Origin of the sequence: Plantibacter sp. MPB07 (assembly GCF_046619465.1) — a bacterium.
Classification (GTDB): domain Bacteria; phylum Actinomycetota; class Actinomycetes; order Actinomycetales; family Microbacteriaceae; genus Plantibacter; species Plantibacter auratus.
In genome coordinates this window covers 3639890-3664176 of the sequence record NZ_CP177043.1, presented here as the reverse complement: position 1 = coordinate 3664176, position 24287 = coordinate 3639890, and the positions used below count along the sequence as shown (strand labels likewise).

28 protein-coding genes are annotated in these 24287 nt (G+C 69.8%); 15 read left to right on the top strand and 13 right to left on the bottom strand.

The annotated features are described in order from the left end of the window. Window positions 1-150 precede the first annotated feature (150 nt). Window positions 151-441 (top strand): hypothetical protein, encoded by a 291-nt coding sequence (locus ACLIME_RS17065; RefSeq protein ID WP_411557678.1) that lies wholly within the window; start codon window positions 151-153, stop codon window positions 439-441. Window positions 442-513: 72 nt separating this feature from the next. Further along, on the top strand, window positions 514-2187 hold the full coding sequence (gene ctaD / locus ACLIME_RS17060; RefSeq protein ID WP_411558807.1) for a cytochrome c oxidase subunit I: 1674 nt from the start codon (window positions 514-516) through the stop codon (window positions 2185-2187). 9 nt (window positions 2188-2196) lie between these two features. Here ctaD and ACLIME_RS17055 read toward each other — a convergent pair whose 3' ends face one another. Next, complete coding sequence (locus ACLIME_RS17055) at window positions 2197-3501, bottom strand: cytochrome P450 (protein ID WP_411557677.1); 1305 nt, start codon at window positions 3499-3501, stop codon at window positions 2197-2199. Between the two features lie 240 nt (window positions 3502-3741). Here ACLIME_RS17055 and ACLIME_RS17050 point away from each other — a divergent pair, with 240 nt between their 5' ends. Next, entirely contained in the window at window positions 3742-3942 is a 201-nt protein-coding gene (locus ACLIME_RS17050; protein ID WP_079704810.1) for a DUF2795 domain-containing protein, read from the top strand. Between the two features lie 87 nt (window positions 3943-4029). Here ACLIME_RS17050 and ACLIME_RS17045 read toward each other — a convergent pair whose 3' ends face one another. Further along, window positions 4030-4872 carry an SDR family oxidoreductase gene (locus ACLIME_RS17045; protein WP_411557676.1) on the bottom strand — a complete coding sequence of 281 codons (843 nt, stop codon included), beginning with the start codon at window positions 4870-4872 and terminating at the stop codon, window positions 4030-4032. Between the two features lie 163 nt (window positions 4873-5035). Between ACLIME_RS17045 and ACLIME_RS17040 the strand changes: the two genes are divergently transcribed. Beyond that, window positions 5036-6388, top strand: coding sequence for an ABC transporter substrate-binding protein (locus ACLIME_RS17040; protein WP_411557675.1), 1353 nt, complete (start codon window positions 5036-5038; stop codon window positions 6386-6388). 39 nt (window positions 6389-6427) lie between these two features. Here the strand turns inward: ACLIME_RS17040 and ACLIME_RS17035 are convergent, their stop codons facing one another. Both ACLIME_RS17035 and ACLIME_RS17030 read right to left on the bottom strand, forming a co-directional pair. Continuing rightward, on the bottom strand, window positions 6428-7297 hold the full coding sequence (locus ACLIME_RS17035; RefSeq protein WP_079704808.1) for a carbohydrate ABC transporter permease: 870 nt from the start codon (window positions 7295-7297) through the stop codon (window positions 6428-6430). After that, complete coding sequence (locus ACLIME_RS17030) at window positions 7297-8301, bottom strand: carbohydrate ABC transporter permease (protein ID WP_411557674.1); 1005 nt, start codon at window positions 8299-8301, stop codon at window positions 7297-7299. The genes ACLIME_RS17035 and ACLIME_RS17030 overlap by 1 nt, the downstream gene beginning before the upstream one ends. Before the next feature lie 319 nt (window positions 8302-8620). On the opposite strand from ACLIME_RS17030, the gene ACLIME_RS17025 reads away from it, so the two are divergent. After that, window positions 8621-8926 carry an ATP-dependent DNA ligase gene (locus ACLIME_RS17025; protein ID WP_079704806.1) on the top strand — a complete coding sequence of 102 codons (306 nt, stop codon included), beginning with the start codon at window positions 8621-8623 and terminating at the stop codon, window positions 8924-8926. Window positions 8927-9005: 79 nt separating this feature from the next. Here ACLIME_RS17025 and ACLIME_RS17020 read toward each other — a convergent pair whose 3' ends face one another. Next, window positions 9006-9347: a hypothetical protein gene (locus tag ACLIME_RS17020; protein WP_139382381.1), complete on the bottom strand. Its 342-nt coding sequence runs from the start codon at window positions 9345-9347 to the stop codon at window positions 9006-9008. A 103-nt stretch (window positions 9348-9450) separates the two neighbouring features. Between ACLIME_RS17020 and ACLIME_RS17015 the strand changes: the two genes are divergently transcribed. After that, the gene (locus ACLIME_RS17015) at window positions 9451-9651 is read left to right on the top strand and encodes a hypothetical protein (protein WP_079704804.1); all 201 of its coding nucleotides are present in this window, start codon (window positions 9451-9453) and stop codon (window positions 9649-9651) included. A gap of 91 nt (window positions 9652-9742) precedes the next feature. On the opposite strand, the gene ACLIME_RS17010 is transcribed toward ACLIME_RS17015, so the two are convergent. After that, a complete protein-coding gene (locus ACLIME_RS17010; RefSeq protein ID WP_411557673.1) occupies window positions 9743-9910 on the bottom strand; it encodes a hypothetical protein in 168 nt (55 codons plus the stop codon). A gap of 58 nt (window positions 9911-9968) precedes the next feature. Next, window positions 9969-10250: a hypothetical protein gene (locus ACLIME_RS17005; RefSeq protein WP_079704803.1), complete on the bottom strand. Its 282-nt coding sequence runs from the start codon at window positions 10248-10250 to the stop codon at window positions 9969-9971. Window positions 10251-10505: 255 nt separating this feature from the next. On the opposite strand from ACLIME_RS17005, the gene ACLIME_RS17000 reads away from it, so the two are divergent. Next, window positions 10506-10820 (top strand): hypothetical protein, encoded by a 315-nt coding sequence (locus tag ACLIME_RS17000; protein WP_411557672.1) that lies wholly within the window; start codon window positions 10506-10508, stop codon window positions 10818-10820. A 33-nt stretch (window positions 10821-10853) separates the two neighbouring features. Here the strand turns inward: ACLIME_RS17000 and ACLIME_RS16995 are convergent, their stop codons facing one another. Continuing rightward, window positions 10854-11120 (bottom strand): Rho termination factor N-terminal domain-containing protein, encoded by a 267-nt coding sequence (locus ACLIME_RS16995; protein ID WP_079704801.1) that lies wholly within the window; start codon window positions 11118-11120, stop codon window positions 10854-10856. Window positions 11121-11311: 191 nt separating this feature from the next. Between ACLIME_RS16995 and ACLIME_RS16990 the strand changes: the two genes are divergently transcribed. Continuing rightward, a complete protein-coding gene (locus tag ACLIME_RS16990; RefSeq protein WP_411557671.1) occupies window positions 11312-11689 on the top strand; it encodes a MepB family protein in 378 nt (125 codons plus the stop codon). Between the two features lie 57 nt (window positions 11690-11746). Here ACLIME_RS16990 and ACLIME_RS16985 read toward each other — a convergent pair whose 3' ends face one another. Then, the gene (locus ACLIME_RS16985; protein WP_208612311.1) at window positions 11747-12493 is read right to left on the bottom strand and encodes a ThuA domain-containing protein; all 747 of its coding nucleotides are present in this window, start codon (window positions 12491-12493) and stop codon (window positions 11747-11749) included. Beyond that, window positions 12490-13626, bottom strand: coding sequence for a Gfo/Idh/MocA family protein (locus tag ACLIME_RS16980; RefSeq protein ID WP_411557670.1), 1137 nt, complete (start codon window positions 13624-13626; stop codon window positions 12490-12492). Before ACLIME_RS16980 ends, ACLIME_RS16985 begins: the two co-directional genes overlap by 4 nt. Before the next feature lie 117 nt (window positions 13627-13743). On the opposite strand from ACLIME_RS16980, the gene ACLIME_RS16975 reads away from it, so the two are divergent. Next, on the top strand, window positions 13744-14940 hold the full coding sequence (locus ACLIME_RS16975; RefSeq protein WP_411557669.1) for an ROK family protein: 1197 nt from the start codon (window positions 13744-13746) through the stop codon (window positions 14938-14940). 257 nt (window positions 14941-15197) lie between these two features. Here ACLIME_RS16975 and ACLIME_RS16970 read toward each other — a convergent pair whose 3' ends face one another. Then, entirely contained in the window at window positions 15198-16202 is a 1005-nt protein-coding gene (locus ACLIME_RS16970; protein ID WP_411557668.1) for an SDR family NAD(P)-dependent oxidoreductase, read from the bottom strand. Between the two features lie 171 nt (window positions 16203-16373). Between ACLIME_RS16970 and ACLIME_RS16965 the strand changes: the two genes are divergently transcribed. The 3 genes from ACLIME_RS16965 (at window position 16374) to ACLIME_RS16955 (ending at window position 18751) form a co-directional block, all read left to right on the top strand. Beyond that, complete coding sequence (locus ACLIME_RS16965; protein ID WP_411557667.1) at window positions 16374-16931, top strand: TetR family transcriptional regulator; 558 nt, start codon at window positions 16374-16376, stop codon at window positions 16929-16931. 125 nt (window positions 16932-17056) lie between these two features. Next, window positions 17057-17683 carry an MSMEG_1061 family FMN-dependent PPOX-type flavoprotein gene (locus tag ACLIME_RS16960; protein WP_411557666.1) on the top strand — a complete coding sequence of 209 codons (627 nt, stop codon included), beginning with the start codon at window positions 17057-17059 and terminating at the stop codon, window positions 17681-17683. 123 nt (window positions 17684-17806) lie between these two features. Further along, the gene (locus tag ACLIME_RS16955; protein ID WP_411557665.1) at window positions 17807-18751 is read left to right on the top strand and encodes a PDR/VanB family oxidoreductase; all 945 of its coding nucleotides are present in this window, start codon (window positions 17807-17809) and stop codon (window positions 18749-18751) included. A 184-nt stretch (window positions 18752-18935) separates the two neighbouring features. Here the strand turns inward: ACLIME_RS16955 and ACLIME_RS16950 are convergent, their stop codons facing one another. Continuing rightward, window positions 18936-19769 carry a MaoC family dehydratase N-terminal domain-containing protein gene (locus ACLIME_RS16950; protein WP_411557664.1) on the bottom strand — a complete coding sequence of 278 codons (834 nt, stop codon included), beginning with the start codon at window positions 19767-19769 and terminating at the stop codon, window positions 18936-18938. Between the two features lie 153 nt (window positions 19770-19922). Further along, window positions 19923-21197, bottom strand: coding sequence for a CaiB/BaiF CoA transferase family protein (locus ACLIME_RS16945; RefSeq protein WP_411557663.1), 1275 nt, complete (start codon window positions 21195-21197; stop codon window positions 19923-19925). Window positions 21198-21366: 169 nt separating this feature from the next. Here ACLIME_RS16945 and ACLIME_RS16940 point away from each other — a divergent pair, with 169 nt between their 5' ends. The 3 genes from ACLIME_RS16940 to ACLIME_RS16930 are packed head-to-tail and all read left to right on the top strand — an operon-like array spanning window position 21367 to window position 24277. Continuing rightward, a complete protein-coding gene (locus tag ACLIME_RS16940; protein WP_159877299.1) occupies window positions 21367-22377 on the top strand; it encodes a FecCD family ABC transporter permease in 1011 nt (336 codons plus the stop codon). Beyond that, the gene (locus tag ACLIME_RS16935) at window positions 22374-23429 is read left to right on the top strand and encodes a FecCD family ABC transporter permease (RefSeq protein ID WP_206428299.1); all 1056 of its coding nucleotides are present in this window, start codon (window positions 22374-22376) and stop codon (window positions 23427-23429) included. The genes ACLIME_RS16940 and ACLIME_RS16935 overlap by 4 nt, the downstream gene beginning before the upstream one ends. Then, window positions 23426-24277 carry an ABC transporter ATP-binding protein gene (locus tag ACLIME_RS16930; protein WP_411557662.1) on the top strand — a complete coding sequence of 284 codons (852 nt, stop codon included), beginning with the start codon at window positions 23426-23428 and terminating at the stop codon, window positions 24275-24277. The genes ACLIME_RS16935 and ACLIME_RS16930 overlap by 4 nt, the downstream gene beginning before the upstream one ends. The last annotated feature ends 10 nt before the right edge of the window (window positions 24278-24287 follow it).

The window sequence follows — 24287 nt, the reverse complement described above, 5'->3', positions numbered from 1 at the left end:
GCCGTCGGTCGCTCGGATCACTTGACTTCCCCGTGGAGCGCGGGTTAGAACGCGCGTCACGGGCCCCGGAACAGCGCCCGGTTTTTACCAGGTGACGTCATGGATCGCAAGCGCCGCGCGTGCTGAAAACCGCCGACATAGCGTGCCGGTGTGCAACCAGAACAGTCCGCGAAGCCGCCGTGCCGAGGTGAGTGGTTCTGCTATCGGCTCCCCGACGGCACCGCCCACTTCTTCACCGACGTCCCTCCGCACACGGAGTGGATCGTCCATGTCGGCGCGGCCGTCGGCATGCTGAGCTTCCGCCGACTGACACCGATCGGCTGGGGCTGGAGCTACACCATCGAGGACGACCGGCGCGTGATCCTCCCAGGTCGCTCGCACGACTGGGAGGCGACCGCTCAGGCGCTGCTCGCCGGACTGCACGCACGGACGAGGGGCTGAGGGGACGGCATGAGCGTCACGGAGAAGAGGACACCGGTCGGAGTGCCCACCGAGGGGAGCCCGCGTGCCGCGATGCGACGCAGCCGACTGCTCGAGGCGGTGACCTCCACCGACCACAAGACCATCGGCTACCTCTACATCGCCACCGCGTTCCTCTACTTCTGCTTCGGTGGCGTCCTCGCACTCCTCATCCGGGCGGAACTCTTCGCGCCAGGGATGCAGGTCATCCAGACGAAGGAGCAGTACAACCAGCTCTTCACGATGCACGGCACGATCATGATGCTGATGTTCGCGACGCCGCTGTTCGCCGGCTTCGCGAACGCACTGATGCCCCTGCAGATCGGCGCACCGGACGTCGCCTTCCCACGCCTCAACGCGTTCTCGTTCTGGCTCTTCTTCGTCGGATCGGCGATCGCGGTCAGCGGGTACCTGACACCGGGCGGCGCGGCGGCGTTCGGCTGGACCGCCTACACCCCGCTGTCCACGGAGACGTTCAGCCCGGAGATCGGCGGCACCCTGTGGACGATGGGCCTGTTCCTCACGGGGTTCTCGACGATCCTCGGTGCCGTCAACTTCATCACCACGATCATCACCATGCGCGCACCGGGGATGACCATGTTCCGCATGCCGATCTTCACCTGGAACACGCTCGTCACGTCCATCCTCGTACTCATGGCGTTCCCCGTGCTGGCCGCGGCGCTCGCGGGTCTCGCCGCCGACCGCATCTTCGGCAGCCACATCTTCGACGCGGGGTTCGGCGGCGCCATCCTCTGGCAGCACCTGTTCTGGTTCTTCGGACACCCGGAGGTGTACGTCATCGCCCTGCCGTTCTTCGGCATCGTGAGCGAGGTCTTCCCGGCGTTCAGCCGGAAGCCGCTGTTCGGGTACAAGACGATCATCTACGCGACCATCGCCATCGCCGCGCTCTCCGTGACCGTCTGGGCGCACCACATGTACGCGACCGGGTCCGTCCTGCTCCCGTTCTTCGCCCTCATGACGATGCTCATCGCGGTGCCGACCGGGGTGAAGATCTTCAACTGGGTGGGCACGATGTGGCGCGGATCGGTCACCTTCGAGACGCCCATGCTGTGGGCGATCGGGTTCCTCGTCACCTTCGTGTTCGGTGGACTCACCGGCGTCATCCTGGCGTCACCACCACTCGACTTCCACACCCACGACACGTACTTCGTCGTCGCGCACTTCCATTACGTGGTGTTCGGCACGGTCGTGTTCGCGATGTTCGCCGGTTTTTACTTCTGGTGGCCGAAGTGGACGGGTCGGATGCTCGACGAACGACTCGGGTACTGGCACTTCTGGTTGCTCTTCATCGGTTTCCACACGACGTTCCTCATCCACCACTGGCTGGGCGTCGTCGGGATGCCCCGCCGGTACGCGACCTACAGTCCGCAGGACGGGTTCACGTGGATGCACCAGCTGTCGACCGTCGGCTCGGCGCTGCTGGCGCTCTCGATGCTGCCGTTCTTCTGGAACGTCGTGAAGACGGCCCGGCACGGCGCGGTGGTCACCGAGGACGACCCCTGGGGTACCGCCAGGTCCCTGGAGTGGGCGACGTCCTGTCCGCCGCCGCGCCACAACTTCACGTCGATCCCGCGCATCCGTTCCGAGGCGCCGGCCTGGGATCTGCACCACCCGGAGGCACCGCCGCCCGAGGGCCGTGGTCCGGGGATCGACGCACCCGATGCGGGCACCTCGAAGGGCTCGCGGCCGGAGGGCCTCCCGAAGTGAGGAGACGGCTCAGTGGAACGGACAGCGCGAGGCGCCACCGCTCTTCCGCACGCGCCCGCCGGACGACGGCATGGTCGGCAGCCGGCGCCGGTTCACCTCGAGGCCCTCGCCGAGGATCGTGACCCTCGGGTCGCTCAGCACCGCGACCGCGGCGCTCAGCCCGGCGATCGCGAGCTTCTCCCCCGGGCACCGGTGACCGGTGGCCACCTGCGCGCCACCGTGCGGGATGAACGTCGTGACGGCTTCGTAGTCCTCGATTCCCACGAACCGGCCGGGGGCGAAGACACCCGCTCCGGGGCCCCACGAGCGCGTGTCGGTGTCGGTGCCGAGGATGTCGAGCAGCACCCGACCGCCCGCCTGCACCCGTTCGCCGTCGAACTCGATGTCGGCACGCGCCCAGCCGGGGAGCATCGGGACGAAGGGCGACGTCCGCCGGATCTCCTGGGCGAACGCCGTGGCGAACATCCCGCCGACGAGGGCGCCACGATCGGCGGTCTCGGCCGCGATCCGCTCCCGGGAATCCGGGTGCTCATGGAGCGCCTTCGCCGCGAAGGCGACGAAGCGTGCGACCGCGATCATCGGTCGCAGGACGTTCTGCAGTTCGACACCGGCGAGCCGCGGTTCGAGCAGCCGTCCCGCAGGATCGCGGTGCCACGCCCATTCATGCAGCGCCGTCCCCGCTGCGGGTCGCAGCGAGCCGTCGCGCACCGCCGAGATGAGGCGCTGCGCGTGCCGGTCCGACCAGACGCGGTTGCCGACCGCCAGGAGGTAGGCCGGCGAGTAGGGCGCGCCGAAGCCGTCCACGATCTGCGCGAGACGGGACGCCCACCGCGTCTTCGCGACTGCCGTCCCGGGGAGTCCGGCCCAGCCCATCACCGCGCGGCCGAGGGCGCCGACGGCCGCGTCGTACGCCGAGCGGTCGCCCCCGGCGATCCAGGCGTCGAGCTCGCGGCCCCACTCCTCCTCCAGGTACGGGCGCAGCCGCTCGACCTGCTGGTCCTCGTAGGCGACGTCCACGAAGGTCGCCTTGCGGTGCCGGTGCTCGTCGCCGTCGAGGCTGTGCACCGAGCCGTGCCCGAAGAGTGTCTCCTGCACGATGGCCGGCATCGCCCCGTGCCTCGCGATGCGTTCCTCGTCGTAGAAGAGGGACACGGCGTCCTCCCCGCGGACGAGCAGCGCCTCGTCGCCGAGGAGCCGCAACGGGACCGCCCTCGCCCCGCCCGGCCGGCGCCGCCAGAGATGGGCGCCGAACCCGTAGCCACGGGTGAGGAGGGTCAGGGATTCGTCTTTCAGGAGTGCACCGAGCTTGGACATGCCTCCATGCTGGCAAGCCCCACGGACCTTCCCCAGGGCTTCGCGCGCGGGCCGCCGACGTGCTAGAGGCGCCCGGTCTCCGTGCGTAACACGTCGATCGCAGATCCGCAAGAGAACGGCGACCTCAGCGTGGACGTACGACACTCGAAGAGGGGGAACGGCACGACCGGACGAACTGTCGACCGATCCGACCCGCACGACATTGGGGGCGCTTCGCCGCGTCCAGAGAGAGGAGCAACGATGTTCACTGAGCTCGATCACTTCCTGCGCAGCATGGAATACCCGTGCCGTCCGGGCGACCTCGTGCGCGAGGCCCGCCGCGACCTGCTGCCGACAAACCTCGTGGAGGCGCTGGGCTCGCTCCCCGAGCGCAGCTACACGAGCCGGTGGGACGTCCTGCACCGCACCTCGATCACCGAGGTGCTGCCGATCAGCGCCTGATCGGCGAACGCACCCCGACCACGCAGCAGAGCGGCACCGGACATCCTCCGGTGCCGCTCTGCTGCGCGCGGGTCCAGCTCGCCGCCGCTACTGGCTGTCGGCCGACCGCCAGTCCTGGGCGGTGATGTGCGAACCCGCCTGCGGACCCATGAGCAGCATGCCGCCGTCGACGGGGATGGACGCGCCCGTCAGGTAGCTCGCACCCGGGGAGGCGAGGAACGCGATGACGGACGCGATCTCCCGCGCGTCGCCCGGTCGGCCGACGGGGATCCCGGGGCGCTCCGTCTCGTGCGGGTCCTCGTCGGTCTGCCCCGTCATCGGGGTCGCGATCTCGCCCGGTGCCACGGAGTTGACCGTGATGCCGAAGGGGGCGAGTTCGATCGCAGCGGTCTTCACCAGTCCGCCGAGCCCGTGCTTCGCGGCGTCGTAGGCCGTGGACCCGACCCGCGGCTGGTGCTCGTGCACGCTCGTGACCGCGATGATCCGCCCGCCGGCACCGCCCTGGGCGAGATGACGGGCCGCACGCTGGATGCAGACGAACGCGCCGTCGAGGTCGGCGGCGACCACCTGTCGCCATTCCTCGAGTCCGATCTCGAGGAATGGCGTGGAGGCACCAGTCCCGGCGTTGTTCACGAAGACGTCGAGGCCTCCGAGCTCCTCGCACAGCCGGTCGACGACACCGCCGCACGCGACGAGGTCGGTGGTGTCGAGCTGCGCGACGGCGGCGCGACGCCCGAGGGCCCGCACCTCCTCGGCCGTGGCCTGGGCGCCGGCCTCGTCGGTGTGCCAGGTGATGCCGACGTCCATCCCCGCTTCGGCGAGCGCGACGGCGGTGGCCCTGCCGATGCCGGAATCGGAGGCGGTGACGATGGCCCGGCTGGGCGAGAAAACAGTGTCGAGCCGGTTGGGCGGGGTCGGAGTGTCAGTCATGCCGACACGGTAGATCGGCACGCGTCCCCGCGTGGAAGGCTTGCGATCCGGCTCCCGGTGTTGCACCATTCGCGCGCAAGTCAAGAGCTCTGAGTCGGTTCGCCGGTCGCATTACGCTCACGAGCACTGCCGGGACGGTACCCGGTGGGGAGAAAGGAACATGATGCGACGACTGTTGCTGCCGGCCCTGGGCACCGCCGCCCTCCTACTGCTGAGCGGATGCACGTCCGGCCCCGATGCCGACGCCGACGGCGCGTTCACCGACGACGCGACCGGTGAGCTCAAGGCCTGGGGCTTCGACAACGCCGACGAGGTGGGCACCTCCCGCCTCGACTACGCCGAGGGCCAGCTCTCCGACGTGGAGATCACGATCGACCAGACCGCGTTCGACGCGCAGAAGTTCACCACGCGCGCGGCCAGCGGCGTCATCCCCGACGTCGTCCAGATGGACCGCAACTTCGTCGCGACCTACGCCGCCCAAGGACTCATCACCCCGCTCGACCAGTGCTTCGCCGTCCACGACGTCGATCCCGCTGAGCGCTACTACCCGTCGGTGGTCGACGACATCACCTACGACGACCACGTGTGGGCGGTGCCGCAGTTCTACCAGCCGCCGGCGATCATGCTGAACACCCGGGTCATGGCCGCAGCCGGCGTGACCGCCGACCAGATCGACACCTCCAAGCCCGACGCCCTGCTCGCCGCCGTCACGAAGCTGTACCAGGCGAACGGCAACACCCCGGCCCTCCTCGGGCTCGACCCCGTGGCTCCGAGCCAGGCGGGGCTCTGGTTGCTCGGCATGGGTGGACAGGTCATCGGCGACGACGGCGAGCCGACGCTCGACGACGAGTCCAACCGCGTGGCGGTCGACTTCCTCAAGCAGCTCCTCGACGCCCAGGGCGGGTACGCGAAGGTGAAGAGCTTCACCGACTCCTTTGACACCTTCGGCGACGGCAACCAGTTCGTCACCGACCAGGTCGCGGCGCAGGTCGACGCCCAGTGGTACGTGAACGTCCTCACCCCGTACGTCGACCAGGTGCAGATCTCCGCGGTCCCGTTCCGAGGACCGGACGGGCAGCCGTTCACCGTGGCGAGCGGCACCTCCTTCGTCATCCCGAGCGCCGCGAAGAACCGTGACGCGGCCTGCGCCTGGGCGCTCGCGCTGACCTCGCAGGACGCGTGGCTCGCCGCCGGCGACGCGCGCGCTGCGACCATCGACGAGACGCCGGGAGCGATCAACACGGGCCTCTTCACCGGGTCGCCCGAGGCCGACCAGGCCATCCGCGACGCCCACGTGGTGCCCAGCGGGAACACGGGGTTCGACGAGGCCATCGCGACGTTCTACGACGTCGTCCCGAACGGCACCTCGCTCGGCGCCTCCCCCGCCGGTCAGCAGATCCAGACGGAACTGCAGAACGCCCTGGCGTCCGTCTTCCTCGGCGACAAGACGACCGAACAGGCGCTCGCGGACGCACAGGCGGCGGCGATGCGCGCCTACGAGGCGGCGAAGGACTGAGACCGCTCCGGTCGGCGGCCCGCCACCCGGGGCTGGGGCTCAGCCCTTCAAGCCCTGGGTGGCGACGCCGTCGATGAAGGACCGCTGACCGATGGAGAACAGCAGGAGCATCGGCAGGGTCACGATGAGGGCGGCCACCATGACGAACTGGTAGTCGCCGTGACCCCCGCCCGTCGGGCTGAAGGTGCTCATCGCGTAGGAGATCCCGAGCGGCACGGTGAACCCTTCGACGCTGCCGGCGTTCAAGTAGATGAGTCCCTGCTGGAGGTTGTTCCAACTCGCCTGGAACTCGAACAGGAACACGATGACGAACGACGGGATCGACAGCGGCATCGCGATCCGCCAGAACAGACCCCAGGCGCTCGCGCCGTCGAGCCGTGCCGCCTCGAACAGGTCGCGCGGGAGGCTCAGGAAGAACTGCCGCTGTAAGAAGATGTAGAACGCGGAGCCGAAGAGGTTCGCGCCGAACAACGGGATCCAGGTGCCGAGCACGCCGAGGTTCTTCCAGATGAGGTACTGGGGAACCATCGTCACGGCTCCCGGGAGCATCATCGTCGCGAGGACGATGCCGAACAGCAGCCCCCGGCCCGGGAACCGGAACTGCGCGAACCCGAACGCGACGAGCGAACTGGAGACGGCGACGAGTCCGGCCGCGAGGATCGCGATGAGGACGCTGTTGACCATCCACGACAGCAACGGCAGCTGTTCCCAGACCTCGGCGTAGTTCTCCCACCGGATCGTCCGCGGGATGAGCAGGTTGTCGAACACCTGCTCACGCGGTTTCAGGCTGGCCGAGAGCAACCAGACGAACGGGTAGAGGAACAGCAGCCCGAACCCGATGAGCACCACCCACAGCGTGCCGCGACCGACCCTGGCCCCCACGCTCTTCCCGCTGACTCCGACGCCCATCAGCGCTCCCCTCCGTAGAACACGAACCGTCTGCTGAAGCGCACCTGCACGAGCGTGATCAGCATGATGATGACGAAGAGCAGCCACGCCATGGCGGAGGCGAACCCGAAGTCGAACTGGCGGAACGCCTGCTGGAAGAGGTAGACGCCGTAGAAGAGCGAGGACTCCGGCGACGCGTTCGTCTGATCTCGCCAGAACAAGAGGTACGCCTGGTCGAACACCTGGAGCGCCGCGATGGTCAACACGATGACGTTGAAGAAGATGGCTCCGGAGATCATCGGCACGGTGATGGCGAAGAACCGCCGGATCGGGCCGGCGCCGTCGAGGGCGGCGACCTCGTACAGCTCCACGGGCACGTTCTTGAGCGCGGCGAGGAAGATCACCATCGTGCCGCTCACGCCCCACAGGGTCATGAGCACGATGGACGGCTTGACCCAGGCCGGGTCGATGAGCCACTGCGGCCCCTCGATCCCGATCGCGGCGAGGCCGCGGTTGATCGCGCCGGTGTTGCCGTTGAGCAGGAGGAGGAACACGGACGCCGTGGCGACGGCCGGGGTCATCTTCGGCAGGTAGTACAGCGTCCGGAAGAAGCCGGCACCGCGCCCCAGGCGGGCGAGCAGCACCGCGAGGAGGAGCGCGAAGACGATCTCGAGCGGCACCGCCATCACCGCGTAGAAGAGGGTGTTGCCGAGGGACACGGCGACCTTCGGATCGTCGAAGAGCCTGGCGTAGTTCTCGACCCCGGCGGGACGCGAGGCGTTCGTCGCCACGTTGTAGTCGCTGAACGAGATCACCAGGCTGAAGATCATGGCGCCGGCGGTGAAGACGAGGAAGCCGATGATCCATGGGGCTATGAAGAGGTACCCCGTGATCGCTTCGCGGCGGGCGGCCGACGAGCGGCGGCGCTTCACCGGTGGACGAGGCGTCTTCTCGTGGGCCGTGCCCGGGGCGGAGGGGCCGCTGTCCGCCGCCCCCGTGATCGAAGCGGGATCCGTGACGACCATCTCCCAGTCCTTTCTGCGAATGTGCTGCCGAACACGTTAGGACGCTTCTCGGACTCCCGCCCCGGGTGGAGATGCGCCCGCGGAAGGTGTAAGCGCTTCTCGGACTCCCGCCCCGGGTGGAGAAGCGCCCGCGGAAGGTGGAGAAGCGCTTCTCGGAAGGTGCCCAGGCACTTCGCGGTCTCCCGCCGAGCGCGGAAGCCGTCCTGCTCGACGACGGAATCGCAACCCCCAGGGTCATCGTGGCGCTCCGCCCGACACGCGCCTACCGTTGGAAGGAGCAGGACGATCATGTCCGGACGCAGAGCGGACAGGAGGACCCATGGGCAAGATGATCTACGACGCAGACGTGACGGTGACGTTCGACGACCGGGTGCTCGCGCATCTGCAGCACGTGATCGGTTCGAAGCTCCGCCGGGGCGAAGGCTTCTACTTCGGCTGGAAGGACGACCCGCGCGCGGGCGACGGCCGGACCACGATCTGGCTGCACCCGGCGATGTCGCTGCGCTTCAAGTACGCCGGGAGCGTCCCGGTCGATCTGAACCGCTCCTGGCTCGAAGCCCTCGCGGTGAGTGCGGACTCGACGCACGGACTCGTGCTCGTCCCGGAGCCCGGGCCCCGCGTCTGAATCGCTGACACGGAGAGAGGGCCGACGGATCACCGTCGGCCCTCTCACTGTCTCTCCGGACTCGCTGTCTGTCCGGATGTCACATCGAGCGTTCGTCGAACTCCAGGTCGTCGATGTCGGTGAGCTCGGTCGCCCACTCCGGGCGTGCCGGTTGGAGCTCGGCGGTCCGCTGCTCCAGTTCGACGATGGTCGCCTCGTCGAACGGTTCGTCGGAGGCGTTCTCCACCGGCGTGGAGAACAACTGGCTCGCCGGTCCGATGAGGAGGTGCGCGAGGCCGATACTCCCGCCTTCGTTGATCGTCGGCACGGTCACGATGTCGGACTCGCCTGTCTGGGCGAGCGCGCGTGCGTACCGGAGGAGCGCTTTGCAGGTCTGGTCGGCCATCAGGAGATGGCCGCTCGCGTAGTACAGCTTTCTCATGCCTCCATTGTCGAAAACGGGACGGACCGGGCGGCAGAGGTTGAATCGCGGGCCGGAAAGGTATACCGGGAGGTGTCGGTGTTCCGTGCGCTATCGTCTGGGCATGACCGACAGCGACGACACGCAGCACACGCACGACGAGAACCGCCACGACCAGCTGACCACGGCGCCGCACGCGACCGAGGCCGACGCGGCTCCCCGGATCGACGTCACCGATCAGGGCGACGGCGTCACCCGGATCGACATCCGCGACGACGCAGCCGTGCGTCCGGGCGCGGACCCGGAGGACACGGACGAGGCCTGACCCGGAAGCAGACTGTCCCGACCGCAGACACGGACGCGCCGCAGACCGGAGGGTCTGCGGCGCGTCGTGCTGTCCGGCGTCCGGACCGCGGTCAGCTCGCTTCGGGATCACCCGTCGGCGCCGTGTCCGGCTGCTCGAGCACGTCCGGCTCGTCCTCCGTGTCCTCACCGGCCGGCTCGTCCGGGATCTCGGTGGGCGGGGTACCGACCACCATGTCGGGGTCGGTTCCCCATGCGTCTGCTCCGGTGAAGTCACTCATGTCGCTCCTGCTTCCTGTCGTGGTGGTGGTCATGGTGGTGTCGGTGTGATCCCGGCCGTCAGGCGACGACGACGTGGAGCCCGCCGGTGATCTCGATCTCCTCGAGCATCTCGGCGGCCATCCGCTCGTCGATCGGTGGCTCGAACTCGGCATCGAAGGCGAAGACGATCGGCTGCTCGGGTGTGACGGTCACCGCTTCCGAGGACTGGAATCGTCCACGGTGGAGCTGGAGGCGGAAGGACCGCTCGTCGAGCATCCGGTGGAGGATCACGTGCTCCAATTGCGCCAGCGTCTGATCGTCGACCTGCGATCGGAGCGCACCGAGGCGAAGAAATCCCATGGTCAGCTCCTTCCTCAGGTCAGCCACGCTAGTCCGCCCGGCTGAGTCCGGAGGGCCATTGCGCCCGGGGCCTCGGCAGCGGACAATGCACGGTGGACGTGTGTCGTCTTCTCGTTTTGTGGATAACCCTGCGGCCGTCGCGCAGGTTTCGTATCCTGGACGTGCGCCTCTCCGACCTGGACCCCGTCGGAATGCGCACCGCCACCGGTTGAGCGTGTCGGCGAACCTGTCGGGGTCTGGAGGTCGAGGGCTCGCATGGGACAACTGGTGTACGGCATGGGCGGCGCACGGGTGCGACTCGACGATCGGACCCTCGCGCACGTCAAGACGATCGCGCTCATGAAGCTGCGGCGCAACGAGTCCTTCGCGCTCACCGTGCGACGCGACAACGACTCCGAGGGGCGCACCACGTTCTGGTTGCACCCTTCCATCGCCCTGCAGTTCTCCTTCGACTCCGATCAGGTCGGCGAGGTGGATCGCGCGCTGCTCGAGGAGCTGATGCACGAGGCCAACACCGGCGAGATCGTCGTGCACACGTCGAAGGGCGACGACACCCCGTCCGCAGACTGAGGCGCCCGCCGGTCCCGCACCGGAGTCGCTGCGTCAGCTGTTCCGAAGCATCGAGATGAGTTCGCTCTTCCGCTTGTCGGAGTAGCCGCTCAGCCCGATCTCCTTCGCCCGGCCGCGCAATTCGGCGACGGTCCAGTCGTCGTAGGAGCCGGACTCACCGCCCTTCTCCCCGATCTTCGAGCGCCCCTGCTTCGCGGCGGCGTTCGAGATCCGGGCGGCCTTGCCCTTCGACGCTCCGTCATCGCGGAGCTTCTCGTAGAGTTCAGGGTCCTTGATCGCTGGGTTCTGCCGCTCGGGCATCGGTCCTCCCTCGGTGGTCGATCCGGTCGGCGGTCGCCGACCTCGTTCCACTGTCCCGCCGCCGACGTTCTCGCGCACGGGCTGGTGGATTCCCCGGCGACGCGCTAGCGTCGGTGCCGGTCGGCTAGCGTGGCGGGGTGGAGTTCGCGGCGTTCAGGGACTATGCGGCCGAGTGCCGCCTGACTGTCTCGGTGACCCCGGCGACGCAGGGCAGCGACTACGAGTCCGGGATCGCGCAGATCGGCGATGAAGCCTGGCACCTCCGGACGGCACGGAACACCCCGACCAAACCGGGTGCGTTCGTCGCATTCTGGCGACGCACGACGACCGGTGAAACGGCTCCGTTCACCGAGGACGACCCCGCCGCAGGGCTGCTGGTGTTCGTGGAGCAATCCGGCCGGCGAGGCGTGTTCCGCTTCCCCGCAGCCCACCTCGCCGCGCTCGGCATCACGTCAGGACGACGCGCGGGCAAACGCGGGTTCCGGGTGTACCCGAGCTGGTGTTCAGGACTGAACGGGCAGGCCACGGCGACCCAGCGCGCTCAGGCCCCTGCGTTCCAGGAGTACTGAGCGCGCTGGTCGTCGCTCTGGGTCGCCGCTCTCGATTGCGGCGTCAGGCTGGAGGCGTCAGGCCAGGAACCAGTCCCTCGGGTGCTGGTCCGCGGTCGGCGGTGTGCGCTCGATCGTCGGGCGCGCCCACTCGGCCGCGTTCGCCAGCACTCGACGGATGTCGGGGTGGTGGTAGACCGGGTACTCCTGGTCGCCCGGCGAGAAGTAGAACACGCGCCCGCGACCGCGGTGGTAGGCGACACCTGACCGGAACACCTCGCCGCCGGCGAAGGTGGAGAGGAACACCTCCTCGTCGGGACGCGGGATGTCGAACTGCTCGCCGTACATCTCCTGGCGGTCGATGACGATCGGGTGCGGCACACCCTGCGCGATGGGATGGTCCGGGAGCACCGTCCAGACGAGCTCTCGCTCGCCGTCGTTCCGCCACTTGAGGGCGCAGCTCGTGCCCATCAGCCGCTGGAAGACCCGCGAGTAGTGCCCGGAGTGCAGCACGACGATGCCCATACCGGCGTGGACGTGGCGCACGACCCGCTCGACGACCTCGTCGGAGACCTGGTCGTGGGCGATGTGCCCCCACCAGAAGAGGACGTCGGTGTTCGCGAGGACCTCCTCGGTGAGACCGTGCTCGGGATCCTGGAGGGTCGCGGTCGAGACGGACACGGCGTCGCCGAGCGACTCCTCGAGGCCCGCCGCGATCACGGCGTGGATGCCGTCGGGGTAGTGGCCGAGCACCACGGCGTCACCGCGGGACTCGTGGACGAACTCGTTCCAGACGCGGATGCGGATCGGTGTCGTGGTGCTCATGCGGGGACCTCCAGTTCGTGCCCGGCGGCGGCCGAGGCGTAGGCGGCGTCGATGACGCGGCTGCGGTGCAGGGCGTACTCGCCGTGGTGACCGGCGAACCGGAGCTCACCGCCGGCGGTCTCGCCCGCGCGGATGGTGTCGAGGAACTCCGCGATGACCGACTGGTGGTGGCCGGCCGGGACCTGGACTGCGGGTCGTTCGATCGTCGGCGCACCGGCGACGTCGCGGTAGATCGTGACGGTCCCCTCGGTGTTGTAGTTGTCGACGTGGAGGCGGACGCCGCCCTCCGAGCCGAGGAGCTCGACCGAGATGTCCTCGTGGGCCTTCGAGTAGGACGCCCAGGACGCCTCGAGGTGCAGGCTGCCGCCGTCCTCGAAACGCAGGAGGGCGGACGCGAAGTCCTCGACGTCGAAGGCGTGCGTGGACCGGCTCGAGACCGGACCACCGCCGGAGGAGCCACCGCGACCGACGCGGCCGAGCTCGTTGTACGCGACGGCCGAGACGTGCGTCACGCGCGGCTCGCCGAGGAGCGACAGCGCGATGTCGAGCACGTGGGAGCCGAGGTCGATGAGCGGCCCGCCACCGGCAGCAGCCTTGTTCGTGAACCAGGAGTCGATGCCGGGCACGCCCTGTCGACGGAGCCAGGAGGCACGCGAGTGGTAGACGCGACCGATCGGCTCCTCGGCGAGGTAGCGCGCGAGGTAGGCGACGTCAGCACGACGGCGGTGGTTGTACGCGACCTCGAGGACGCGGTCGGCGGCGGTCGCGGCCTCGACCATCTCGGCGGCGAGGTCGGCGGTCGTGGCGAGCGGCTTCTCGCAGAAGACGTGCTTGCCGCTGCGGAGCGCGGCCACGGCGATCGGGTGGTGCAGGGCGTTCGGCACGCCGATCGAGACGATGTCGAGGTCGTCGCGGGCGACGAGGTCCTCCCAGTCGGCGTAGGTCTCGGGGACCCCACGGCTCTCGGCCAGCTCGGCGAGGCGCGCCGGTTCCTGGCCGGACAGGGCGACGACGGTGGCACCGGGGAGCGCGGTGAAGGCGTCCAGGTGCGTGGTCCCGGCGAAGCCGAGGCCGATGACGCCGACCCGGAGGTCCGGAGCGTCTGATGATGTCGGGGCGGTACTGGTGCTCATGCTCGGACGGTTCCTTTCGGGGTGCGGAGCCGAGCACTGTCGTGACCGGCGGTGGTCGACCTTCGCCACTAAATATAGCGGCCATATCTAGTAATGCAACCCTGCTACAGTCGCCCCATGGCGGAACCGGGGATCGAGACGGGCAGGGCGAGTGTCGAACTCGTCGCCGGCTACGCCTTCGACCATGGTGCATTCACGGCGAGTGACGTCATGGACGGGACCGGTTTGACCCGTGCCACCGTGCTGAACGCCTGCGATGCACTCGCCGACCGCGGCTGGATCCGTGAGCTCGACGACGCCCGGGCCGCCGGTGACTACCGGCGGGGACGACCCGCCAGGCGCTACGAACTCGCCGCGGACACCGCGTTCGTGGTCGGACTCGACGTGGGCCAGCATCGGGTCGCAGCGCTCGTCGCGACGCTCCGTGGTGAGGTCGTCGGCCGGGCCGAACGCCCCATCGTGGGCGGCGACGAAGACCCAGACCTCCGCCTCGCGACCGCACGGACCGTCGTCGAGGAGGCGACCGCGCAGGCCGGCGCGACCCCGGGACAGGTGCTCGTGACCGCTGTCGGCGTCCCGGCACCGGTGGACGCGCACGGCCGCTCCCCGCGCGGCGATCACGACTACTGGGCCCGGATGAACCCCGACTTCGCGAGCCGCCTCGGCCCCTGGGGCGACGTCGTGCTCGAGAACGATGCCAACCTCGCAGCCACGGCCGAGCGCGCCCTCGGGGAGGTGGCACGCGAGTCCATCGCCGTCCTCCTGGCCGAGGCGAGCTTCGGCGCGGGACTCATCGTCGACGGCGTGCTGCTGCACGGCGGGGCCGGCGGCGCAGGCGAACTCCGCGTGCTCGGCATGGTCGAGGGCGTCGGTTCGCCTGAGGGCCTCGACGGTGCGGCACGGTCGTGGCTGGAGGAGGATCAGCGATCCGGTGCGGTGCCGGCAGCCTCCCCGCTCGCCCGGATGCCGATCGGTACCCTCGACGTCGGCCGCATCATCGACGCCGCAGCCTCGGGCGACGCCTACGCCGGCAGACTCGTCGAACGTCTCGGGGAGCGCCTCGGGCGGGTGTGCGTCCTGCTCGGCAGCCTGCTCGACGTGGACGAGGTCGTCGTCGCCGGAGGCGTGGCCCGCGTCGCCTCCCCCGTCATCGTCGCTGCTCAGACCTGGCTCGACGAGGGGACCTACGCCCCGACGCCGATCGTGCGGGCCTCGCGACTCGGCGCGGACGTCGTCGCCCTCGGTGCGATCACCCGGGCCGTCGCGACGATCCGCTCCCAGCCGTGGCGCTTCGCCGCCGCTATCCCGCGCTGAGACCACACCCGGCGCAGGGCGGCCCGGACACGGCGCAGGGCCCCACCTTCCGCCAAGATCGGTGGGGCCCTGTGAGCGGTGTCACCGCAGTGCGAACGATCGTTCCGGCCGTACTCGTTCAGACCGTTCGCAGGGGACGGGCGACGCAGAGCGGCCCGTGTGCTTCAAGATTCGCAGCAGAAACGCGTTCATCCGGCACCGAATAGTCGTTAAAAAACGCCGTTCTTACCGATTGCTGAAGTTCTGCACGTCGGCGGCTACTGCACCGACCATCCGCCGTCGGACGGCAGGACGACGCCGTTGACGTTCACGCCGTCGTCGCTCAGCAGGAAAGTGATGGACGCCGCGAGCTGCTCCGCGGTCGCGATCGTCGGGATCGCCGCCTGGAACGGCCCGAGCCGCGCCGAACCCGCCTCGGAGACGTTCGGCGGGAAGGGGATCCCCGTGGCGACGCCGCCAGGAGCGACGGCGTTGACCCGGACACCGTGCGGTCCGTACATGAAGGCGGCGCTCTTGGTCATGCCGACGACCGCGTGCTTCGAGGTCGTGTAGGCGTTCCCCGAGGCGTTGCCGCGAAGCCCTGCCTCGGACGCGATGTTGACGACCGAACCGGATCCGGCCGCGACCATCGACGGCAGGACCGCGCGGGTCAGCTTGAAGGCGCCGGTGACGTTCACGCCCATCACCCGCTCCCAGGTCGCGTCGGAGGTCTCGTGAAGCGGGGAGAAGTCGTCGTTGATGCCGGCGACGTTGGCGAGCGCGTCGATCCGCTCCCCCGCCGCTGCGACGATCGCGTCGATGTCCTCCTGCTTCGTGATGTCGCCCGCGACCGTGACGAGGTCGGCGTCCGGGAGGCTCGAGGCGAGGTCGGCGAGCTTGTCCTCGAACAGGTCGACGGCGATGACCCGACCCCCTTCGCGGGCGACGCGCGACGCCGTGGCACGGCCGATACCGGATGCGGCGCCGGTGACGATCACGGTCTTGCCGGCGAACCGACCGACGGTGATGCGCTCCTGCCACCCCTGAGGCGCGTCGTCGACGGGTGCGACACCGTCGTTCGCGGCGAGGACGAGCTCGTCGATGAGCGACTGGGGCAGCTTGCCCTGGCTCAGGGCGACGAGCTGCTGGAGCGGGAGGCCCGAGATCGGGGCGAGCTGCGACTCCTCGGTGCCCAGCTGGGTGAGGAGACCGCGGATGAGCGGTCCACCGGTGGGGTCGGCGAGCCACGCGGCGATCGGGGTGTTGGCGGTGAGGGCGCTCATGGGGTTCCTTCGGTCTCGGGAGGACGATGAGCGGCGGATCGTATGGGCTTCGATCCATACCGGACATCATTGTCCGGTACACGTTACGCCGTCCATGGCGCGGCCGCCAGCCCTCACGGTCGGCTCCCAGCCGGGTCCACCGGACCGGTCGCGCGGCGTTACGCTACCGGGATGTCGTCCACGCCCCCGAAGCCGAACCGAGGCCCGAGCGCGGGACCCGAGAACCGCCGTGCGCTCATCGCCGCAGCGCGTCAGGTCTTCGCCGCGGACGGCTTCAGTGCTCCCCTCAGCGCGGTCGCGAAGCGGGCGGGCGTCGGACAAGGAAGCCTGTACCGGCACTTCCCCGACCGACTCTCCCTCGCGCTCGCAGTGCTCGACGAGAACGTCGGCGAGCTGGAGGAGCACACCGGGCGACCCGATGCGACCCTCGACACCCTGCTCGACGTCGTGATCGACCAGGCACTCGTCACCTCGCCCTTCGTCGAGGCGATCCTCGGCGAGGGCGACGACCCCCGTGTGATCGCACTCGGCACCCGCCTCGACCGCCTCGCCCACGCCCTGCATGCCAAGGAACTGGCTGCGCATCGCATCGCCGACCACGTCGAGCCCGACGACATCCTCATGGCGATCTCGATGGTGGGAGCGACCCTCACCCGCATCCCCGATTCCCATCGAGCCGACACCGCGGCGCGCGCGAAGGCGATGTTCCGACGCTCGTTCGGCCGATGAACCGGGGCGGGACGATCGCCGCGGCTGGGTCGGTGGCACAGGACGCGGGCGAACCGTGTGCCGACAGCCCATTGAGGCGCGCGTGGGACGACCGTAGGGTCGGAGGGACAGAGAAGGGGTCCGCCATGCAGGCCAGCGCGTTCGCGTCGATCGACGTCTACACCATCCGTCGGTCGCTCGGCGAACCGGATCCCGCCGCGACGGCCAAGATCATGGACGAGCTCGACGAGAACTGCCTCGCCTTCCTCGCCCACTCACCGTTCTGCACCATCGCGACGTCCGACGCCGACGGCCGGTGCGACAGCTCCCCGCGCGGGGACTACCCGGGGTTCGTCCGGGCGCTCGACACCCGCACACTCGTGATCCCGGAGCGCCTCGGCAACCGCCTGGCCGACTCCCTGCAGAACATCGTCCAGAACGGCCACATCGGCATGCTGTGCTTCGTCCCCGGCATGAGCGAGACCCTCCGGATCAACGGCACGGCCACCGTCACCGACGACCCGGCGCTGATGGCGATGCTCGAGCAGGACCACGTGACCCCGCAGCTCGCGATCGTCATACGCACCGAGGAGGTCTACCTGCACTGCGGGCGGGCACTCCTCCGCGGCGGGCTGTGGGACGCCGAGATGCAGGAGCTCGCGGCCGAGGTGCCGAGCGCGGGTCGGATCTGGGCGAGCATGTCGGGCCTCAGCACCGAGGTCGGCGACGCCATCGACGAGGCGGTCGCCGTCGGGAACCAGAGCCTGTACTGATGGCTGGAAGCAACGAGCCTGTACTGATGACTGGAAGCACGAGGGATTCCTGATGCGCAACCGCGCGGGCATGACCGGTCCTGATCTCCAGATCGGCGATGCTATCGATATGAGGGATTCCTGATGCGCAACCGCGCGGGCATGACCCCGCTCATCGTCCAGGAGATCGTGCGCGAGACGCCGACGATCGTCAGCGTCGTGCTCGCCGATCCGGAGGGTCGCCGGCTCCCGCCGTGGGACCCCGGAGCGCACATCGACCTGCAGCTCATCACCCGCCACGAACGGCAGTACTCGCTCTGCGGTGATCCGGCGGACGAGTTCCGGTACCGGATCGCCGTTCTGCGGGAGCAGCACTCGCGGGGTGCGTCGCACTACATCCACAACTTCCTCAAGGTCGGTCGGAAGGTGTTCATCCGGCCACCACGGAACCTGTTCCCGCTCTCGGACGCCAAGCGGCACCTGCTCCTCGCTGCAGGCATCGGGATCACGCCGCTGCTCTCGATGGCGCGGCGGTTGGCCGCGGGCGACGCCGACTGGACCCTCGTCTACGCGGTGCGCACGCGGGAGGACATCGCGTTCGCGCCGGAGCTCGAAGCCCTGGGCGACCACGTGCGGATCCACGTCAGCGCGGAGAGCGGCCGACTCGACCTGGCCGGCCTCCTCGCGGGACTCGAGCCGGGCACCGACGTGTCGGCCTGCGGGCCGCGCGGGTTCACCGACACCCTCACGAACCTGGCCGAGACACTGCCCGAGGACTGCCGGTTGCACCTCGAGCGGTTCGAGCCCAAGCCCCGCTCCTACCTGCCGAACACGGCGTTCACCGTCGAGTGCGCGAGGTCGGAGCGGACCGTCGAGGTTCCCGCCGGGCAGACGATGCTGCAGGCGATGCAGGCCGCGCGGGTCGGTGTCGCCGGGTCGTGCATGCGCGGCGTCTGCGGCTCCTGTGCGGTGCAGGTGGTGGACGGGACGCCGGAGCATCGCGACTCCCTGACGACCGACGACGCGTCGATGATCATGTACCCGTGCGTGTCGCGGTCGCTGACGTCGACGCTCGTGATCGACGCCTAGGCGGCGCGGCGCACCCCCGGCCCCTGAGCGCCCCCACCCTGGCCCCGGGGCACCCCATCCCGGTCCCTGAGCACCCCATCCCGGTCCCTGAGCCTGTCGAAGGGCAGTGCACCCCGTGAGCACTTCGACAAGCTCAGTGACCGATGGAAGAGGGCTCAGTGACCGGAGGAAGGCACCGCGATAGTCAGGGGCGCCAGGTGGCGTCGGCGGAGGCCAGGACCGTGCCGTCGGTGGCGCGCACGACGGCCGAGGTGCCCTCCGGGCCGTCCGTTCCCGCGATGCCGAACGAAGTGTCGACGAGCACGGGCGCCTTCGCGCGGAAACGGACCGACGCGAGTCGACGACCACCGGCGTTCGCGGTGAGGGCGTCGAGCACCAGGATGCGGGTGAGCGGACCGTGCACGAGGAGGTCGTCGAGCCCCTCGACCTCATGCGCCCACTGCCGGTCGTAGTGGATGCGGTGCGTGTTGCCCGTCACGGCCGAGAAGCGGAATAACTGGCGGGAGTCGAGTGACCGGGTCACGGTCCAGTCGGCTCCGGCGTCGGGATCGACCGCGTCCTCGGCGGCCACCTCGGGCGCCGCCGTCCGCGGGGAGGGCACCGCGGGCTGCGCCTCGAGGAACACGTCGTGCCAGTTGCTGCGGACGGCGACCTCGCCGTCGACGAGGTACTCCCGCACGAGGTCGGCGAAGACGAGCCGTCCGGCCCGCCCCTGCTTCTCGACGAGCGAACCGAGGCTCGTGCGCTGCGTCACCACGTCGCCGTAGCGGAGGGGCGACAGGAACGCGGTGTCCTCCCCCGCGTACATGCGGCGCGGGAGGTCGATGACGGGCAGCACGCCGTCCTCCGCGGGTGAGCCGTCCTCGCGGAGCTGCGCGAACGGCGTCTCGAACGGGAAGTGGACACCCTCCCAGCCAGCGGGGAGCTCCTCGCCGAGGACCGGCTCCGGTGCCGTGGTCGCGAACGTGCTGCGGTACCAGGATGCGGGACGGAGATCGAGCTGCTCTGTCCGGTCCACGGCTCCCACTCAGATCACCCACTCGGAACGCAACGCGGCGAAGCGCTCGGCAGGCTGCTCCGTCCGCTCCACGGCTCCCACTCAGATCACCCCGTCGGAACGCAACGCCGCAATGCGGTCGGCAGGCTGCTCTGTCCGGTCCACGGCTCCCACTCAGATCACCCCGCCGGAACGCAACGCCGCAATGCGGTCGGCGTCGTACCCGGCGAGCGCCGTGAGCACGTCGTCCGCGTGTTCGCCCATGTGGTTCGCGGGGCGGTCGGTGGTCGCGGGGGTCGCGCTCAGTTTGATCGGTTGGCCGAAGGAGCGGAGGGTGCCGAAGGAACCGTAGTCGGTCTCGACGACCATGTCGCGTTCTGCCGTCCCGGGGTCCTCGACGACCTCGCCGATCGTCTTGACGGCGGTGAGCGGGACGACGTCGCCGGCCAGTTCCTCGAGCTCGGCGCGGGTGCGGTCTGCGAACCAGGAGATGACGAGCGGCTTGACGCGTCGGGCGTAGACCTCCTCGTCGAAGCGCTTGCGCATGGTGTCGATCTCGGGGTCGGCGATCGCCTCGGGCGTGCCGAACAGCTCGCAGCTCGCCTTCCAGAGCTTGTCGGTGTACGCGCCGAAGAACACCTGTCCGTCGGCACAGGGGAACAGCTCGTAGGGCCGGACCCAGGCGTGTTCATTGCCGGACGGCGAGGCGACCGTCCCGTCGACGGTGTAGTCGACGACGGCGGTCTCGGTCATCGCGATGATGCTGTCGACCTGGGCGACGTCGACGAGCTGCCCGACGCCGGTGCGCTCGGCGTGCCGGAGCGCGGCGAGGGTGCCGATGACGCCGAACATCGTGGCGGAGAGGTCCCCGATCGTGACGCCGACGCGCACGGGCGGCTGGTCCGCGTAGCCGTTCATGGACCAGAGCCCGCCGGCGGCCTGGGCCGTGTTGTCGAACGCCGGACGGCGGCTCCGGGAACCCGTCTGCCCGTAGCCGGAGATCGCGGTGTACACGAGCTTCGGGTTGATGGCGGCGAGCGCCTCGTACGGCAGGCCGAGCTTCGCCATCGTCCCTGGTCGGAAGTTCTCGACGAGGATGTCGGCGCTCGCGACGAGGTCGCGCAGCACCTCCTTGCCGGCGTCGCTCGCAAGGTCGAGCGCCAGACCGAACTTGCCGCGGTTGTACTGGCCGTAGTAGCCGCTGAACTCCTCGTCGCCGTCACGCAGGTAGGGCGGGAAGCCCCGGGAGACGTCGGGGTCGTTCGGGTTCTCGATCTTGATGACGGTCGCGCCGAGGTCGGCGAGCATCGACGCCGCGTAGGGGCCGGCGAGGACGCGGGAGAGGTCGAGGACCACCACGCCCTCGAGCGAGCCCGGCGGGACGGCGAGTCGTTCCGTGGCGGCGAGGACCGCTTCGGTGTCGGCTCCGGTCGACGGCTGCTCGGCCATGCGTGTCCTCCTGATCGCTGTACTCCGTACCGGTCAACGGTATCGGGCGATGGAGGCTCCATCCATGGGTGAACCCCACACCTCCCGCGCCGATCCATGGACCGCCCGTCCGTCACCGACGACGTCGGGTGTGCATCGCGACCGGGATAGGTGAGGCTAGGCTAACTCCATGCGCAGCGCGACCCTCCTCCGATCGAGACGCGCGCTCGCCGTCGGCACACTGGCCGCCGCGCTCCTCGTCGTCGCCCTCGCGAGTCTGATGCTCGGCAGCAACCTCATCAGCCCCGTGGCCGTCCTCACCGCACTGTTCGACCCCACCCAGGACACCGGCGCCGTCGTGTGGGGGTCGCGGGTGCCGCGCACGGTGCTCGGCGTCCTCGTCGGCGTCTGCCTCGGGATCGCCGGTGCCGTCATGCAGGGGCAGACCCGCAACCCGCTCGCCGACCCCGGCCTGTTCGGCGTCTCCGCCGGCGCGAGTCTCGCGGTCGTCGTCGGGGTCTACGTGCTCGGCACGAGCTCGGTGGTCACGACGCTCTGGCTCGCTCTGCTCGGCGCCACCGTCGCCAGCGTCATCGTGTTCTCCGTCGCCGCACTCGGCCGCGGACTCTCGAGTCCCGTCCCGCTCGCGATCGCCGGCACCGCCGTCTCGGCCCTCCTCGTCGCCCTGACCTCGTACCTCGTGCTGTCCGACGAGACGACCCTCGCCGCCTATCGCATCTGGGTGGTCGGTTCACTGTCCGGCCGATCGCTCACGGGCGTCGACGCGGCGCTCGTCTTCGCCGGGCTCGGCCTCGTGTTCGCGGTGGCCAACATCCGCTCGTTGAACGCCCTGGCGCTCGGGACCGAGCTGGCGAACGGGCTCGGCGAGAACCTCATCCGCGCGCGACTCGTGGGGCTCGCCGCGATCACCCTGCTCACGGCCGCCGCCGTCGCCTTGACCGGCCCGATCGCCTTCGTCGGACTCACCGCGCCGCACATCGCCCGCACGCTCGTGGGCGGGCATCACGGCTGGCTGCTCCCCGCCTCGGGACTCGTCGGCGGGAGCGTGCTGCTCGCGTGCGACGTGATCGGTCGCCTCATCGGTGGCACCGCCGAGGTGCCCGTGGGTGTCGTCCTCACCGTCGTGGGTGGGGTCGCCTTCATCGCGATCGTGCGCCGCGGACGGATGGCGGAGCTGTGAGCGCCGTGCGGGAGGGCAGCCGCTTCTTCGGCCGTCTGTGGCGAGGTCGGGTCGTCGGCGTCACGATCGCCTGCCTCGTCGTTGCCCTGGCGTTCGCCCTGCTCGGGATCGTCGCCGGCTCGTCATCCCTGACGATCCCCGACGTCATCACCACCCTGCTCGGCGGCGGGACCGGCGGTCAGGAACTCATCGTGTTCGAGCTCCGCCTCCCCCGGGTCGTCGGCGGTCTCCTCGTCGGTGCGTCCCTCGGACTCGCCGGGGCCCTCACCCAGACCTTCGCCCGCAACCCGCTCGCCACCCCGGACATCCTCGGCGTCACCTCGGGTGCCGCGCTCGGGGCCGTGGCCGCGATCGTGCTCGTCGGCGGCAGCTACTCGGTCGGTGCCGGCGCGCTCAGTCTCGGCCTGCCCGCCATGGCGGCGATCGGCGCGCTCGTCACCTCGGCCGCCGTCTACGCGTTGTCCTGGCGCGGCGGGGTCGACAGCTTCCGACTCATCCTCATCGGCATCGGTGCCACCGCGACCCTCGGCGGCATCACGAGCTACCTCATCGCCCGGGCGCAGATCACCGAGGCGGCAGCGGCTGCGCAGTGGCTCGTCGGCAGCCTCTCGGGCATCTCCTGGTCGAGCGTGTGGCCGGTGCTCGTCGCGCTGGTGATCCTGACGCCGATCGCGGTCCTGCAGACGAGCAGCCTCGACATCAGCCAGCTCGGTGACGAGTTGTCGGCCGGCCTCGGCGTCGCCGTCCAGCGGCATCGGATCGTCGTCATCGCGTGCGCGGTCCTGCTCGTCGCCGCAGCCGTGTCCGCCGCGGGGCCGATCGAGTTCGTCGCCTTCGTCGCACCGCAGATCGCCCGCCGCCTCGCCCGCACCGGTCGCCCGCCGCTGCTCGCCTCCGCGCTGCTCGGCGCCGTCATCGTGACGGGCGGCGACGCACTCGTCCGTGGCGTCCTGCCGGGCGAGATCCCGGTGGGCATCATCACCGCGATCGTCGGCGCGCCCTATCTCATCTGGTTGCTGACGCGCCGCAAGGAACGGGAGACCTCCGCATGACCGACCCCGCCACGACCCCCTCGCTCGTGAAGGAACGCCCGACGCCCGCCCTCGAGGCGCGGGGCGTCTCCCTGGCCTACGACCAGACAATGGTCTTCGAGGGACTGGACCTCCGCATCGAGACGGGCGAGGTCACGACGCTCATCGGCGCCAACGGCTGCGGCAAGTCGACCCTGCTGAAGGCGTTCGGCCGCCTGCTCACCCCGACCGCCGGCACGGTCGAACTCGACGGTCGCGGTGTGCGCTCGATCCCGACCCGCGAGGTCGCGCGCCGCCTGGCTATCCTGCCGCAGAAGCCACTGACGCCGTCGGCGACGACCGTCCGCGACCTCGTCTCGCGGGGACGGCACCCGCACCAGAGCCTCCTCAAGCCGTGGACGCCCGCCGACACGATCGCCGTCGACGAGGCCCTCGCCGCCACCGGTCTCGAGACGCTCGCCGACCGCGACACGGCCTCCCTGTCGGGCGGGCAGCTGCAGCGCGCTTGGATCGCCCTGGTGCTCGCGCAGCGTGCCCCCACGATCCTGCTCGACGAGCCGACGACCTTCCTCGACCTCAGCCACCAGCTCGACGTCCTCCGACTCGTGCGGTCGATCAACCGCGAGCGCGGAGCGACAGTCGTCATGGTCCTGCACGACCTCACCCTCGCCGGCCGATACTCCGACCGGCTCGTCGTCGTGGGCGGCGGCCGGGTCATCGCCGACGGGACACCCTGGGAGGTCCTCACCCCGGCCGTGCTCCGGGAGGCGTTCGACCTCGACGCCATCGTCATCCCCGACCCGAGCAGCGGCTCGCCGCTCATCGTGCCCGTCGACCCCGACGACGCGATCGCCCTCGACGCGGAGTGATCCGGGCGAT